At 45.4% G+C, this 14,555-nt stretch carries 14 protein-coding genes and 1 pseudogene; 13 read left to right on the plus strand and 2 right to left on the minus strand.

Annotated features, from left to right (window positions below):
- The first annotated feature begins 83 nt into the window (after positions 1-83).
- The 6 genes from nadB to BV11031_RS04120 all read left to right on the plus strand — a co-directional run bounded on the left by nadB (position 84) and on the right by BV11031_RS04120 (position 6,431).
- Positions 84-1,676, plus strand: coding sequence for an L-aspartate oxidase (nadB, locus tag BV11031_RS04095; protein WP_129550687.1), 1,593 nt, complete (start codon positions 84-86; stop codon positions 1,674-1,676).
- Positions 1,630-2,499: a carboxylating nicotinate-nucleotide diphosphorylase gene (gene nadC, locus BV11031_RS04100; protein WP_010330281.1), complete on the plus strand. Its 870-nt coding sequence runs from the start codon at positions 1,630-1,632 to the stop codon at positions 2,497-2,499. The genes nadB and nadC overlap by 47 nt, the downstream gene beginning before the upstream one ends.
- Positions 2,486-3,592, plus strand: coding sequence for a quinolinate synthase NadA (gene nadA, locus BV11031_RS04105; RefSeq protein ID WP_010330282.1), 1,107 nt, complete (start codon positions 2,486-2,488; stop codon positions 3,590-3,592). The genes nadC and nadA overlap by 14 nt, the downstream gene beginning before the upstream one ends.
- A 115-nt stretch (positions 3,593-3,707) precedes the next feature.
- The gene (gene safA, locus BV11031_RS04110; protein ID WP_010330283.1) at positions 3,708-4,871 is read left to right on the plus strand and encodes a spore coat assembly protein SafA; all 1,164 of its coding nucleotides are present in this window, start codon (positions 3,708-3,710) and stop codon (positions 4,869-4,871) included.
- Positions 4,872-5,018: 147 nt separating this feature from the next.
- On the plus strand, positions 5,019-5,615 hold the full coding sequence (locus BV11031_RS04115) for a spore germination protein SgpA (RefSeq protein WP_010330284.1): 597 nt from the start codon (positions 5,019-5,021) through the stop codon (positions 5,613-5,615).
- Positions 5,616-5,708: 93 nt separating this feature from the next.
- Positions 5,709-6,431 (plus strand): YebC/PmpR family DNA-binding transcriptional regulator, encoded by a 723-nt coding sequence (locus tag BV11031_RS04120; protein ID WP_010330285.1) that lies wholly within the window; start codon positions 5,709-5,711, stop codon positions 6,429-6,431.
- Between the two features lie 41 nt (positions 6,432-6,472).
- On the opposite strand, the pseudogene BV11031_RS04125 reads toward BV11031_RS04120, so the two are convergent.
- Positions 6,473-7,929, minus strand: a pseudogene (locus BV11031_RS04125) (alanine/glycine:cation symporter family protein).
- Between the two features lie 651 nt (positions 7,930-8,580).
- Here BV11031_RS04125 and BV11031_RS04130 point away from each other — a divergent pair.
- On the plus strand, positions 8,581-8,703 hold the full coding sequence (locus tag BV11031_RS04130) for a hypothetical protein (protein ID WP_010330286.1): 123 nt from the start codon (positions 8,581-8,583) through the stop codon (positions 8,701-8,703).
- A 44-nt stretch (positions 8,704-8,747) separates the two neighbouring features.
- Here the strand turns inward: BV11031_RS04130 and BV11031_RS04135 are convergent, their stop codons facing one another.
- Positions 8,748-9,395 (minus strand): phosphotransferase, encoded by a 648-nt coding sequence (locus BV11031_RS04135; protein WP_129550688.1) that lies wholly within the window; start codon positions 9,393-9,395, stop codon positions 8,748-8,750.
- Between the two features lie 234 nt (positions 9,396-9,629).
- Between BV11031_RS04135 and iolG the strand changes: the two genes are divergently transcribed.
- From iolG to BV11031_RS04165, 6 genes are all read left to right on the plus strand, one after another.
- Positions 9,630-10,655, plus strand: coding sequence for an inositol 2-dehydrogenase (iolG, locus tag BV11031_RS04140; protein ID WP_010331025.1), 1,026 nt, complete (start codon positions 9,630-9,632; stop codon positions 10,653-10,655).
- A gap of 80 nt (positions 10,656-10,735) precedes the next feature.
- The gene (locus BV11031_RS04145; RefSeq protein ID WP_010331024.1) at positions 10,736-12,040 is read left to right on the plus strand and encodes an MFS transporter; all 1,305 of its coding nucleotides are present in this window, start codon (positions 10,736-10,738) and stop codon (positions 12,038-12,040) included.
- A 47-nt stretch (positions 12,041-12,087) separates the two neighbouring features.
- Positions 12,088-12,600 (plus strand): sporulation cell-cell signaling protein BofC, encoded by a 513-nt coding sequence (gene bofC, locus BV11031_RS04150; protein WP_010331022.1) that lies wholly within the window; start codon positions 12,088-12,090, stop codon positions 12,598-12,600.
- Positions 12,601-12,738: 138 nt separating this feature from the next.
- On the plus strand, positions 12,739-13,344 hold the full coding sequence (gene ruvA, locus BV11031_RS04155) for a Holliday junction branch migration protein RuvA (protein WP_010331021.1): 606 nt from the start codon (positions 12,739-12,741) through the stop codon (positions 13,342-13,344).
- A gap of 10 nt (positions 13,345-13,354) precedes the next feature.
- Positions 13,355-14,359 (plus strand): Holliday junction branch migration DNA helicase RuvB, encoded by a 1,005-nt coding sequence (gene ruvB, locus BV11031_RS04160; RefSeq protein ID WP_010331020.1) that lies wholly within the window; start codon positions 13,355-13,357, stop codon positions 14,357-14,359.
- Positions 14,352-14,552: a DUF2905 domain-containing protein gene (locus BV11031_RS04165; RefSeq protein ID WP_010331019.1), complete on the plus strand. Its 201-nt coding sequence runs from the start codon at positions 14,352-14,354 to the stop codon at positions 14,550-14,552. The genes ruvB and BV11031_RS04165 overlap by 8 nt, the downstream gene beginning before the upstream one ends.
- Positions 14,553-14,555 lie beyond the last annotated feature (3 nt).

Genomic DNA, 14,555 nt, shown 5'->3' on the forward strand with positions numbered 1-14,555 from the left:
TTCTCATAAAAAACTCTTGAGTTTATTCTATCGTTGTGTAAATATAGGTGTCAAGACAGGTGTAAACAACAGGAGGGTGGCATATGTCTAAAAAGACGGTTGCAGTCATCGGTTCAGGGGTTGCGGCGCTTTCCTTAGCGTCAGCTTTTCCGCCCTCATACGAAGTGACTGTCATCACAAAAAAAAGCGTCAAAAACAGCAATTCAGTCTATGCACAAGGCGGAATTGCTGCGGCTTATGCAGAGCTTGATTCAATTGAAGCCCATCTGGAGGATACGTTGTATGCCGGGTGCGGGCATAACGATCTAGCTATTGCAGCAGACGTTTTACATGATGGGAAATGGATCATTCAAAACTTATTGGAAAGAGAATTTCCATTCGACCGCAACGATCAAGGCGATGTATGTCTTGGCAGAGAAGGAGCCCACTCGCACAACCGCATTTTTCATGCAGGGGGAGACGCAACAGGCAGGCTGCTTGTCGAGTATTTGCTGAAACAGGTCAACAGCAAAATCGAGTTAATCGAGCATGAAACGGCGGCAGATTTGCTAATTGATCACGGACGCTGTATCGGCGTCATGACAAAAGACAGCCAAGGGCGGATCAAGGTAAGGCATGCGGATGAAGTGGTGCTGGCGGCCGGCGGATGCGGGAGCCTATTTCTTCACCATACAAACGATCCATCTGTCACAGGTGACGGTCTTTCACTGGCTTATCGGGCCGGAGCGGAATTAACTGATTTAGAGTTTGTTCAATTTCACCCGACACTGCTTGTGAAAAACGGTGTTTCCTACGGGCTTGTTTCTGAAGCTGTAAGAGGGGAAGGAGGATGTTTAGTTGATGAACACGGCCGCCGGGTTATGGTTGAACGGCATCCTTTAGGTGACCTGGCTCCAAGGGACATCGTCTCACGGGTAATTCATGAAGAAATGGCAAAAGGAAACAGCGTTTATATCGACTGCAGCGCGATTTCTGATTTCGAAGCGCGTTTCCCTACCATCACCGCTATTTGTGAAAAAGCAGGGGTTGATATAAAAAGCGGAAAAATACCTGTTGCCCCGGGAATGCATTTCTTGATGGGAGGTGTTTTAGTTAATCAATGGGGGGAAACGACAGTCCCGGGGCTTTATGCAGTTGGTGAGACCTCATGCACCGGTTTACACGGAGCAAACCGGCTTGCGAGCAATTCCTTATTAGAGGCCCTGGTGTTTGGAAAAAGGGCAGCAGAGCATATGATGCAAAAACCGGCTTATTACAGCCGATATCAATCTGCTCCACAAACTATAGTATACAGGGTGCCGAATACAGAGATGTATGAATTGCAAAGCAGAATGACAAACCACATGTCCATCTTGCGGGAACAAAGCAGTTTGGTTGAGCTAAGCAACTGGCTTCATATGCTGCCTTATCAGGAAGTGAATGTGAAGGATATCACAATATCTCAGCTGGAGCTTTCTCATTTATGGCAGGTTGCAAAACTAATGACATCGTCCGCGCTTTTGAGGGAGGAAAGCAGAGGGGCCCACTTTCGCACCGACTTTCCCCACTCTGATGAGCGCTGGCAGGGAAGACAAATTGTCCATACAAAAACCGGAACAAAGATTAGAAAAAACGAGGGGATTTGGAAAAATGAATCATTTACAGCTGAAAAAAATGCTGAATCACTTTTTTCTTGAGGATATAGGGATGGGGGATCTTACATCGCAGTCTATATTTGGAGAACAGAGCTGTGAAGCAAAGATTGTTGCAAAGTCAGATGGCATCTTTGCGGGAGCTGCCGTGATAAAAGAAGGCTTTATGTTATTAGACGAAGATGTTCAAACCCGTTTACATAAAACAGATGGAGACATTTTGCGAAAAGGTGAAGTGATTGCCGTGTTACGCGGTCCGGCAGCTGCGCTTCTATCAGGAGAGCGGGTCGTATTAAATCTTATTCAGAGGCTTTCTGGAATTGCGACAATGACAGGGGAGGCTGTGCGGCGGCTGGATGATGAACAGATTGAAATTTGTGACACGAGAAAAACAACACCGGGGTTGAGAATGCTGGAGAAATACGCTGTCAAAGCCGGCGGCGGGTCTAATCATCGGTTCGGTTTATATGACGGCATCATGATCAAAGATAATCATATTGCGGCCTGCGGCTCTATTACAGAGGCGTGCCAAAAAGCGCGCCGAGCCGCTGGGCATATGGTGAAAATCGAAGTGGAAATTGAAACGGAGGAACAGCTGCGGGAAGCAATAGATGCAGGAGCAGATGTTATTATGTTTGACAACTGTCCGCCAGAGACGGTCCGCCATTTCGCAACTCTTACACCCGACCATATCAAAATTGAAGCTTCAGGAGGGATTACGTTAGAAACTTTGGCTGCTTTTAAAGGGACGGGTGTGGATTATATATCATTAGGGTTTCTGACGCATTCGGTCAAGAGTTTAGATATCAGCATGGATGTCACATTATCAAATGAATCTGTGGAGGAATGCCATTATGTCAATTCTTGATGTGATAAAACAATCGAATGATATGATGCCTGAAGGTTACAAAGGAATGTCGAGAAAAGATATGGAAACTCGTGTTGCCGCCATTAAGAAAAAGTTCGGCAGCAGGCTCTTTATACCGGGCCATCATTATCAAAAAGATGAAGTGATAAAATTTGCTGATCAAACAGGCGATTCCCTTCAACTGGCTCAAATCGCCGAAAAAAATAAAGATGCGGATTATATTGTATTTTGCGGTGTGCACTTTATGGCAGAGACCGCTGATATGCTGACAGGCGCGGAACAAACGGTTATCCTGCCCGATATGAGAGCAGGGTGTTCCATGGCTGACATGGCTGACATGCAGCAGACCAATAGGGCGTGGGAGAAGCTTCAGCATACTTTCGGAGATACGATCATACCTTTAACGTATGTAAACTCCACTGCGGAGATCAAGGCTTTCGTCGGTAAGCATGGCGGGGCGACCGTGACTTCTTCAAATGCGAAAAAAGTGCTTGAATGGGCGTTTACACAGAAAAAACGAATTTTATTTTTGCCTGATCAGCATTTAGGGAGAAATACGGCTTATGATCTAGGCATTAGGCTTGAAGATATGGCTGTGTGGGATCCGATAAAAGAAGAATTAGTTACCGAATCTGAGCATAAGAATGTGAAAGTGGTTTTGTGGAAAGGGCATTGCTCAGTTCACGAAAAATTCACCGTGAAAAATATCCATGATGTGAAAGAGCGAGATCCTGACATTCGGGTCATTGTACACCCGGAATGCTCACATGAAGTCGTAACGCTAAGTGACGACAGCGGTTCAACAAAATATATTATCGATACAATCAACCAGGCTTCGGCGGGAAGCAAGTGGGCAATCGGAACAGAGATGAATCTTGTCCAGAGGATCATTCACGAGCACCCTGATAAACAAATCGAATCACTTAACCCTGACATGTGCCCGTGTCTGACAATGAATCGAATCGATTTGCCGCATTTGCTATGGTCTTTGGAACAAATAGAAAAAGGAGATCCGTCAGGCGTGATCAAGGTGCCGAAAGCCATTCAGCAAGATGCCCTCCTTGCCCTGAACCGTATGCTTTCAATTACGTAGAATCAGAAATATTTCCCCTCCTGACTCATAACTTCTTTTGTTTGGGCATATGTTGTGAAGAAACATATTGTAATCTCAGCTGAACTGTTCACGTTTTGCATAGGAGGGGAAAACGTTGAAAATCCATATCGTTCAAAAAGGCGATTCGCTCTGGAAAATAGCTGAAAAATACGGAGTTGATATTGAGGAAGTGAAAAAACTCAATACGCAGCTTAGCAATCCAGACTTAATCATGCCTGGAATGAAAATAAAAGTGCCGTCTGAAGCTGTACCGGTCAGAAAAGAGCCATTAGCAGGCAAAAGTCCGGCTTCGGCCGGGAGTATGAAGCAAGAACATCCATATGCGAAAGAAAAGCCTAAGTCCGTTGTTGACGTAGAAGACACAAAGCCGAAAGAAAAGGAGTCTGTGCCGTATGTCCCGCCGATGCCTAATTTGCAGGAAAATGTATATCCTGAGGCTGATGTGAACGATTACTATGATATGAAACAGCTTTTCCAGCCGTGGTCGCCTCCTAAACCGGAGGAGCCGAAAAAACATCATGACGGAAATATGGATCATATGCATCACATGCAAGATCAATTTCCACAACAGGAGGCTATGAGTAATATGGAAAATGCAAATTATCCAAATATGCCCAATATGCCAAAGGCGCCAGAGGTAGGCGGTATGGAAGAAGAAAATATTCATCACACAGTTCCGAATATGCCGGGGCCGGCTGTTCAGCCTTATTATCATTATCCGGCTCACTGCGTTCCATGTCCGGTCCCTATTTCACCAGTCCTTCCGGGATCAGGATTATGCTATCCGTACTATCCGGCACATGCTTATCCAATGGTTCAGCCTTATGGATACCAGCCAAGCTTTGTATCGCCTCAGTATGATCCGGGCCAATTTGAAAACCAGCATCATGAAAACAGCCATCACGGACATTACGGTTCATACGGAGCGCCTCAATATGCATCTCCGGCTTATGGATCTCCGTATGGACAAATGCCGTATGGCCCTTATTATGGGAGTCCTCAAGTGATGGGAGCATACCAGCCGTCTGCGGTTCCTGGCTACATGCCGTACAATGATCCCGACGATTGCGGCTGTGACGATAATCATCAGCCATATTTCTCCGCACCTGGCTATTCGGGAGCTTATGGAAACCCTTATATGCCGTATGGCGCAGCTAATCCAAACCCAAATCCCTATGCGGACGGAGCTTCTATGCCAATGGCGAATCAGCCTTCTGTCAACCAAATGTTTGGCCGGCCGGAAGAAGAAAATGAGTGATGATTTGGAACGATGTAAATCGTTCCTTTTTTTTTGTTTCGCGCAGACTGTTGCAAATGGACAGAACTGACAAGCTTAACATGCCCCTCGGACGCGCATGATAATACAGAGCAAACATGCTCAATTCGTCCACGGGGGGTTTTTCCATTGGGTAAAAAAATGACGATCGCGAGCTTGATTCTAATGACAGCCGGCTTAACAGCATGCGGAGCAAACGATAATGCTCAGAATGATACGCGCAATAACGGCAATACCCGTCCAATTGGATATTATACAAATGAAAATGATGCTGACAGACAGGGAGAAGGAATCGATAACGATGGTCCTGTTACAGAATTAATGGAGGACCAGAACGACGGTAACCGAAACACGACTAATGTGAATAACCGTAACGGTGTTACTGCTGATGATCGTGTTCCCTTGGCAACTGACGGAACAAATAACTACACAAATAACAGAAACATGAATCGAAATGCGACAAACAACGGATATGAAAACCAGGAAAACAGAAGACTGGCTGCAAAAATTGCCAACCGGGTGAAACAAGTCAAAAACGTCATTGACACCCAAGTAATGGTAACGGATGACAAAGTGGTTGTCGCAGTCAGAAGCCACAGAGAGTTCACTCAGTCCGACAGGAATAATGTTACAAAAGCCGCACGCAACTATGCGAATGGCCGTGACGTTCAAGTGTCGACAGATAAAGGGCTGTTCAGAAAGCTGCACAAAATGAACACCCGCTAGACTGAAAGGCTGCCGCTCGGCAGCCTTTTTCTTTGCATCTGCGAAAAATAACCATTAAAGTGTACATAGAAAATGTCAAAAGAAGGTGAAAGCATGGCTGGCCATTCCAAGTGGAAAAACATACAAAAAAGGAAAAATGCGCAGGATGCAAAGCGCGGGAAAATATTTATGAAGCTTGCGAAAGACATCTATGTGGCAGCGAGAGAAGGGGGAGCTGATCCTGAAACAAATTCAGCATTGCGTCTTGTCATCGAAAAAGCAAAAGGCGCCAATATGCCAAATGAAAATATAGACCGAGCCATTCAAAAAGCCGCGGGGAACCAAGACGGAAGCAGCTATGAGGAAATCACCTATGAGGGCTACGGCCCATCCGGGGTTGCCGTCATGGTTGAATGTGTTACAGATAACAAAAACCGAACAGCCTCAAATGTGCGGACGGCGTTTCATAAAAACGGCGGAAGTTTGGGGGAAAACGGATGTGTGTCCTTTTTATTTGAACGGAAGGGATTTATGACGATTGACCGTGCAGAACATCAAATAGATGAAGATGAGCTCATGCTTGATGTGCTGGAAGCAGGTGGAGAAGAGCTGCAGACAGAAGAAGATCATTATGTGGTATTAACGCAGCCCGAGCGTTTTGAAGGCGTAAAAACAGCTCTCGAATCGAACTATCCAATTTCTTCGGCAGAGGTGACCATGCTTCCGAAAACTTATGCGGAAGCCGATGATCAGGCTGTTGAGAAACTGGAAAAATTGATCGACATCCTTGAAGATGACGATGATGTTCAAGAAGTATATACAAATTGGCGCTCATAAAAAAACGGGCACGATATCATATCGAGCCCGTTTTGGTGTATTCAAGAGACACGCTCATTTTCCTGTGTGTATTCTTTCTCCCAGAAATCAGCGTTTTTGATGCCCAGCGCTTTCGGATCAAAGACCGGGTCTAAGCCCTGCTTCTTTTGGCGCTCATAATCCTTTAAAGCGATTAGCGCTGGCTTGGCAAGCAGCACGATCGCAATGACGTTCAGCCATACCATAATGCCAAGCCCTGCATCACCTAATGCCCAAGCAAGTGAAGCAGTTTTTACAGTTCCGTAGAACGTCGCTGCTAAAATAATCAGTTTTAAACCAAATATGGCCCATTTGCCATCCCTGCCTCGGGCTAAATAGGCGATATTTGTTTCTGCGATATAGTAATACGCCATAATCGTTGTAAATGCGAAGAAGAATAAAGCGATAGCAACAAAACCAGCGCCAAATCCGGGAAGGACGTTGTCGATGGCCGCTTGAGTGAAACCAGGTCCAGCCTCTACGCCTTTAAGGTGATGCACGATAAAAGAACCATCTGCAGAGTGGGTATTGTACATCCCGGTAAATAGGATCATGAAAGCTGTAGCTGAACACACAAATAAGGTGTCAATATAAACCGAAAATGCCTGAACCAGCCCCTGTTTGACCGGATGGGAAACTTCTGCGGCCGCCGCCGGATGCGGGCCTGTTCCCTGGCCGGCTTCGTTTGAGTAAATGCCTCGTTTGACACCCCAAGAAATCGCCATGCCGATCAGGCCGCCAAAAGCGGAATCCAATGCAAACGCGCTTTTGAAAATTAATGAAATCACTGCAGGCAATTCAGAAATATTCATAACAATAATGATGAAAGACAGCAGGATATAGCCAATGGCCATAAACGGAACAATCATTTGCGCAGCACTGGCAATACGCTTGACGCCGCCAAAAATGATAACTCCTAACAATAAAACGAGAACACCGCCTGTGATGGCAGGAGAAATGCCAAATGCATTTTGGACGCCGGCCGCAATAGAGTTGGACTGTGTACGCCCGGCATCAGCAGGGCCATTGCAATAAGGGCAGCAGCGGCAAATATGATGGCAAACCACTTAATGCCTAATCCTTTTTCGATATAATAAGCGGGGCCGCCTCGATATTGGCCGTCTTGTTTCACTTTGTACATTTGGGCAAGAGTTGACTCAACAAAGGCGCTCGCCGCACCGATAAAGGCAATCGCCCACATCCAGAACACCGCACCGGGTCCGCCGAAGGCGATTGCTGTCGCCACACCCGCGATGTTTCCTGTTCCCACTCGGCCGGACAGTGCAATCGATAATGCTTGAAAAGAAGAAACACCGGCTTTAGAGCTCTTCCCTTTGAACATCAGAACAATCATTTCTTTCAAATGTCTGACTTGTAAAAAACGGGTCATAATAGAAAAGATCAATCCGACTCCCAATAACATATAAATGACGGGCGTACTCCATAAGACCGCGTTTAAATGAGTAACAAAATCTGCCATCAAGCTTCCTCCTCGCACATATTAAATACATATATAACAAGGATTTTGGGCTAATCGAACTATTTCTACAATTGATTTGTCACATTATATAACGGGTAATTATTAATAGTAGGGGAAAAGGAGATACCGCGTTGTTTTATAAGGCAACTGAGGGAATTTTTGATAAAGTCTTTTAACAGCAAATGGCCAAGGTGTGTCAATCTATAGTTAGGTCGTTTTTCACTAGTTCTGTTCATCTTGATTCATGTTTCATCACTTCAGTGGCGCCTGCGGCGGATCTGTATGTATCCGATGATCATCATTCATACGTTTCATCCATATCATGTAAATCGTGATTGCCGATTTTCATAGTATTGTGATTGATCAGGATGGGACTGCTGTCTAGATCATTACCGTAGATAGATTGTTTTCATTCACAAGTTCGCCTCTGGCCGCTCTAAGCTCAAGGTATTACGGGATACATAAGAGTTTAACAGATGACTGACAACCGGCGATATCGAAGAAAACAATATGATAAGTTGGATGTTACGGCATATTCATGTGTGAACTTCTTGTTTCTCTCCTTCATACGATCTTTACATTTCCTTAAAATTTGCTCAATAAAGTGCTGGTATGATGAAATAAACAAATAAAGGGTGGGGGGAGACAGAAATGGAGAAAATGTATTGTCATTCCAGAGAGGAAGACTCAAAAGCGGTTTACTTAACTGTGAGGGGCTATCTGATTAAGCTGTCACCTGAACAAATGAAAATGATTTCTGCTGGCAGAAAGTAAAAATAAATTGAAAAGGCAGCCGCTCAAGCGGCTGCCTTTTCAATTTAAGAATATTTTCTTTTCCGCTGTGCGAAATGCTTTTGAAACCAATCTTTTTTATATAAAAATGCGATAATTTCCAGCCAAAAACCCGGAATCTTTTTGGGGAATATCGGTTTTTTGTAGAGCGCATGGTACGCTGATTTTAAATCGTCCCACTGCGTACACGTTTTGGTCTGTTCGAATCTTGCAACATCAATCACCCGCACTGTGCCGGTTTCTGTCAATATCAAATTCCGCAAATGAATGTCTGACGGATTCAGACCGGCTGCCCGGGCGTCAGACAGTGCTTCTTCAACCTGCTGAATCATGTCGTCATTGATCGCAATGCCTTTCTTCAAACAGTTATAAAAGGTTTCACCTTTTATATATTCCATGAGAATAAATGAATCACCAGTTTCGTAAATGTCAGGGTAGAATGCGGACCCGGCTAATTTTTCATAGATCGCGGCTTCTTTGATGGCTGTCGCCTGATACTCTGGAAAAAATACTTTCAGCGCCATGTTTCGATTGCCTTCTGTTAAGGCAAATACATAGGCGCTTCTTCCCTTGCCGATTAGTGTTAATTCTTCAGACTTTTCTTTGACTTTATCAAATCTGCTGTTCTTGCGGTATATGACTGAATGGGCCAGTGCCTCTGCTTTTGTCAGCATTTCATTCACCTTCTTTGCTCTATTTTATGCAGCTGTTTGCAGGAAAATCATAAACTGTTCGGAAAAAGAGCCTATATCTAGTGTATCTGGTCTTGAAGAGGAAGGCTATCTATAAGCCTTGATTGTGATAAAAGAGACATAGAGCGATCATTTCCATTCTTGAAAAGCGCTTACAAATGGGATAGTATTAATTTAAAATGAAGCGCTTTCGTAATGTTCAAGGGGGAACAAGCAATGACAAAACAGATTGTGACAGGGATTATCGGTGCTGGACGCATCGGCAAACTTCATGTTCAAAATATCGGCCGAATTCCTCATATGAAAATAAAGGCGGTCTCTGATAATCAGGCAAGCGATATAAAAAGGTGGGCTGAGAGCCATCAGATTGAATACATAACCTCTGACTATCGTGATTTATTGCATGACCCTGATATTGAAGCTGTTCTTATTTGCTCACCGACAGCCACGCATGCACAGATGATCAGGGAAGCGGCAGAGGCGAAAAAACATATTTTTTGTGAGAAGCCTATCAGTTTTTCTCTAGATGAAACCAAAGAAGCGCTTGCGGCCGTCCGAAAACACGGAGTTGCACTTCAAGTCGGCTTTAACCGCCGTTTTGATCCTCATTTTAAAAAAATCAAAACCATTGTTGAAAATGGTGAAATTGGTACGCCTCACTTGTTAAAAATCACGTCGCGGGACCCAGAACCCCCACATGTAGATTATCTCCGCACTTCTGGCGGTTTGTTTATGGATATGTCGATTCATGATTTTGATATGGCCAGATATATTATGGGAAGCGAAGTGACGGAAGTGTATGCAAAAGGGGCGGCTTTGGTGAATCCATCCTTTGCAGAGCTGGGAGATATTGATACGGCTGTCATTACACTGACATTTGAAAACGGTGCCATGGCTGTGATTGACAACAGCCGACAAGCTGTGTACGGATATGACCAGCGAGTCGAGGTTTTCGGGACGAAAGGCTCGGCAGCGGCAGACAACAGCAGGCCGACGACAGTCGAAGTGTCAACGGCTGATTTCGTGATGAAGGATAAACCGCATTTCTTTTTCCTTGAGCGCTATAAGGATGCGTATGAGGAGGAGATGATTCGGTTTGCAGAAGCGATCGGCACAAACCGGGAAAACGCCTGCACGGGCAACGACGGTTTTCAAGCGGAGCGGATCGCCAGAGCGGCTCAGCAGTCTCTTGCTATCGGTATGCCTGTCAGTGTCGAGCACAATGAAAAAATCGCTTTTTGAGCAAGCAGGATTAACAGTCACAAAGCTTGGGTATATAACCTCCATCGATACTTTGATACTTTAAGCAGGCGGTGGAGAAAATGAATACAGCACAAGGTAAAGGAACTATTTTGAACAAAATCGGAATTCCTTCTCACATGGTTTGGGGTTATATTGGCGTTGTCATCTTTATGGTTGGAGACGGGCTCGAACAAGGCTGGCTGTCTCCTTTTCTTGTTGATCACGGTCTCAGCATGCAGCAATCCGCATCTTTATTTACCATGTATGGCATTGCAGTCACCATCTCGGCTTGGCTGTCGGGCACGTTTGTCCAAACTTGGGGGCCAAGAAAAACGATGACTGTCGGTTTGCTTGCATTTATCCTCGGTTCGGTTGCTTTTATCGGCTGGGCGATTCCTCATATGCATTATCCGGCTCTCTTAGGTAGCTATGCACTTAGAGGCTTGGGATATCCGCTGTTTGCATACTCTTTTCTCGTGTGGGTGTCATACAGCACCTCTCATCGTATTCTTGGAAAAGCCGTCGGCTGGTTTTGGTTTATGTTTACGTGTGGCCTTAACGTGCTCGGGCCGTTCTATTCCAGCTATGCGGTTCCGGCCTTTGGAGAAATCAATACGCTTTGGAGCGCTTTGTTATTTGTGGCGGCAGGAGGATTCCTCGCCTTATTTTTTAATAGAGATACATTCACACCTGTACACCCAGATCAGCCGAAATGGAAAGAACTGTCGAAGGCGTTTACAATTATGTTTGAAAACCCTAAGGTCGGCATCGGCGGAGTGGTCAAGACAATTAATGCCATAGGGCAATTCGGATTTGCCATCTTTCTTCCTACTTATTTAGCGCGTTACGGGTATTCCGTTTCGGAATGGCTGCAAATATGGGGGACGCTGTTTTTTGTGAATATTGTATGTAACATCATATTTGGTGCAGTCGGAGATAAACTTGGCTGGCGCAATACCGTGATGTGGTTTGGCGGTGTCGGTTGCGGCATTTTTACGCTGGCGCTTTATTACACGCCTCAGTTGATCGGGCATCAGTATTGGGTGCTGATGGTGATCGCTTGCTGTTACGGTGCGGCATTGGCTGGCTACGTGCCATTAAGCGCGCTTTTGCCGACGCTTGCACCTGATAATAAAGGGGCTGCCATGTCAGTGTTGAATTTAGGTTCTGGTTTATGTGCGTTTATCGCGCCGGGCATCGTCAGTCTTTTCATTGGTCCGCTCGGTGCAGGCGGGGTGATTTGGATTTTTGCGGCATTGTATTTTTTCAGTGCTTTTCTGACGCAATTCCTGACGATTTCTGAGCAAAGCGCCGATGTCTTGACGGAGGAACGGCTTGTCAGGGAAAACGTGCAAACAAATTTCGAGAAAACGGTTAAGCAGTAGCCTCTTTGGTCAAACTAGTCATAAACGTGTGCAAAGAGGTGTAGAGGGTGAAACGATTCAGCACGGCGTATCTTTTGCTGGGCATTTTTTGCTCAGCCGCAGCATTTCTAATAGTTGCTCCTCCCCGTGCATTAGGAGCCGAAGTGGAGCACTATGAGCCGCTGCAGGTGCATGTGCAGCTTGAAAAAGTGTATTTGGACGGCGATGTCAGTATTGAGCATAAGCATGAAAAAGTGCTTTCTATGGATGATTTTTGGGCAGCTTATGCCGGCTGGACGCTTGTCGAACAAAAAAAGGGCTATGTACTCTTCCGGAAGCAAATGGATGATATTTCTCCGCTCAGCAAGGTGAACGGGTATATCGGTGTATCGGATCATGGCGTGATTTCCACCTTTCATGGGCGGCCTGAGTCAGATTCCGAACCGATTCAGTCTTTTTTTCAAATTGATTTAGAAAGGCTGGAGAGCCATATGCAAAAAAATCTGCTGAAAGGCATTCCATTTCGGACGAAAGCGGAGTTTGAGGACGTAATAGAACATATGAAGACATACAGCGGTTGACGTCCGCTGATTGAAGACATGTATTCATGTCTTTTTTTTCGTGAAAGAATGAGAGAGAAGCGAACGTATGTTAACTTTTCTATGAGACTTTGGCTGTTTTTATGGTACAATGAAGAACAGTCAAAGAGGTGAATTTGCGTGATCGAATTTGTAAAAGGGACGATTGATTATGTATCTCCCCAATATATTGTGATAGAGAACGGCGGCATTGGCTATCAGATCTTCACGCCGAATCCGTTTATATACAAGGAGAGAAACAAAGAAACGATTTTTACGTACCATCATATCAGAGAGGATGCTTTTTCGCTCTACGGTTTTTCAACAAGAGAGGAGAAGGCGCTCTTTACAAAGCTGTTAAACGTGACCGGAATCGGTCCAAAAGGGGCACTCGCCATTTTAGGCTCAGGTGATCCGGGAGCGGTTATCCAAGCGATTGAAAATGAGGATGAAGCCTTTTTGGTCAAGTTTCCTGGTGTAGGAAAGAAAACCGCGCGCCAGATTATTCTTGATTTAAAAGGAAAGCTCGCTGATGTCGTGCCTGAAATGATTGAAAACCTGTTTAATCATGAAGAAAGGCTTGAAAAGCAAACAGCAGAAACGGCTCTCGAAGAAGCGCTTGAGGCCCTCAGGGTTCTCGGTTACGCTGAAAAAGAAATCAAAAAGGTGCTTCCTCACTTAAACGAAGAAGCTGGGCTGACAACAGACCAATATGTGAAAAAAGCATTACAAAAACTATTGAAGTAAGGTGATGTTCATGGATGAACGGCTCGTCTCAAGTGAAGCAGACAACCATGAATCAATGATAGAGCAAAGTTTGAGGCCGCAAAATCTGGCGCAGTATATCGGGCAGCATAAGGTGAAAGAAAATTTGCGCGTATTTATAGACGCGGCAAAAATGAGACAGGAGACGCTGGATCATGTTCTTCTGTACGGGCCGCCGGGACTTGGGAAAACGACGCTTGCTTCCATTGTTGCCAATGAAATGGGAGTGGAATTGCGGACGACGTCAGGGCCTGCGATTGAAAGACCTGGTGATTTGGCTGCCATATTAACGGCACTGGAGCCAGGTGATGTATTATTTATTGATGAAATACATAGGCTCCACAGATCGATTGAAGAGGTGCTATATCCTGCGATGGAAGACTTTTGTCTGGATATTGTGATCGGTAAAGGCCCCTCTGCCCGCTCCGTCCGGCTCGACTTGCCGCCTTTTACGCTGGTAGGCGCCACGACGAGGGTAGGGCTTTTGACGGCGCCGTTAAGAGATCGATTCGGCGTGATGTCGCGCCTTGAATACTATACGCAAGAAGAGCTTGCGGACATTGTCACAAGAACAGCTGACGTATTCGAGGTTGAGATTGATAACCCGTCTGCTCTCGAAATCGCGAGAAGATCGAGAGGGACGCCCCGCGTAGCGAACCGCCTGCTGAGAAGGGTCCGCGATTTTGCCCAGGTGCTGGGTGACAGCCGGATTACGGAAGAGATTTCGCAGGATGCGCTGGAGCGGCTTCAGGTTGACCGTCTCGGTTTGGACCATATTGACCACAAGCTCCTGATGGGCATGATCGAAAAGTTTAACGGAGGCCCTGTGGGTCTTGATACCATTTCAGCCACGATCGGCGAAGAACCGCATACGATTGAAGACGTATACGAGCCGTATCTGCTGCAAATTGGTTTTATCCAAAGAACGCCGCGTGGAAGGATCGTGACACCGGCCGTTTATCATCACTTCCAAATGGAGGCTCCCCGATATGACTGAATTCCCTAAGATCATTATGATTCTTGGTGCTGTTATGCTTATCATCGGAGCAGTGTTGCATGTTGTCGGCAAGATGCCGGGAGATATTTTTGTGAAAAAGGGAAATGTCACGTTTTTCTTCCCGGTTGTCACTTGTATCATCATAAGTGTGGTATTATCAATTTTGCTTACTCTTTTCGGCAGAATGAAATAACAA

The sequence above is a fragment of the Bacillus vallismortis genome (assembly GCF_004116955.1).
GTDB classification, from domain to species: domain Bacteria; phylum Bacillota; class Bacilli; order Bacillales; family Bacillaceae; genus Bacillus; species Bacillus vallismortis.

Bases quoted from the DNA above. Each gene is read 5' to 3' on its own strand.
- BV11031_RS04165 (WP_010331019.1), top strand. From the start codon at position 14,352: ATGACTGAATTCCCTAAGATCATTATGATTCTTGGTGCTGTTATGCTT.
- BV11031_RS04135 (WP_129550688.1), bottom strand. From the start codon at position 9,395: ATGCTGACAAAAGCAGAGGCACTGGCCCATTCAGTCATATACCGCAAG.
- BV11031_RS04120 (WP_010330285.1), top strand. From the start codon at position 5,709: ATGGCTGGCCATTCCAAGTGGAAAAACATACAAAAAAGGAAAAATGCG.
- nadC (WP_010330281.1), top strand. From the start codon at position 1,630: ATGAATCATTTACAGCTGAAAAAAATGCTGAATCACTTTTTTCTTGAG.
- iolG (WP_010331025.1), top strand. From the start codon at position 9,630: ATGACAAAACAGATTGTGACAGGGATTATCGGTGCTGGACGCATCGGC.
- nadA (WP_010330282.1), top strand. From the start codon at position 2,486: ATGTCAATTCTTGATGTGATAAAACAATCGAATGATATGATGCCTGAA.
- ruvB (WP_010331020.1), top strand. From the start codon at position 13,355: ATGGATGAACGGCTCGTCTCAAGTGAAGCAGACAACCATGAATCAATG.
- BV11031_RS04130 (WP_010330286.1), top strand. From the start codon at position 8,581: ATGGAGAAAATGTATTGTCATTCCAGAGAGGAAGACTCAAAAGCGGTT.
- nadB (WP_129550687.1), top strand. From the start codon at position 84: ATGTCTAAAAAGACGGTTGCAGTCATCGGTTCAGGGGTTGCGGCGCTT.
- BV11031_RS04145 (WP_010331024.1), top strand. From the start codon at position 10,736: ATGAATACAGCACAAGGTAAAGGAACTATTTTGAACAAAATCGGAATT.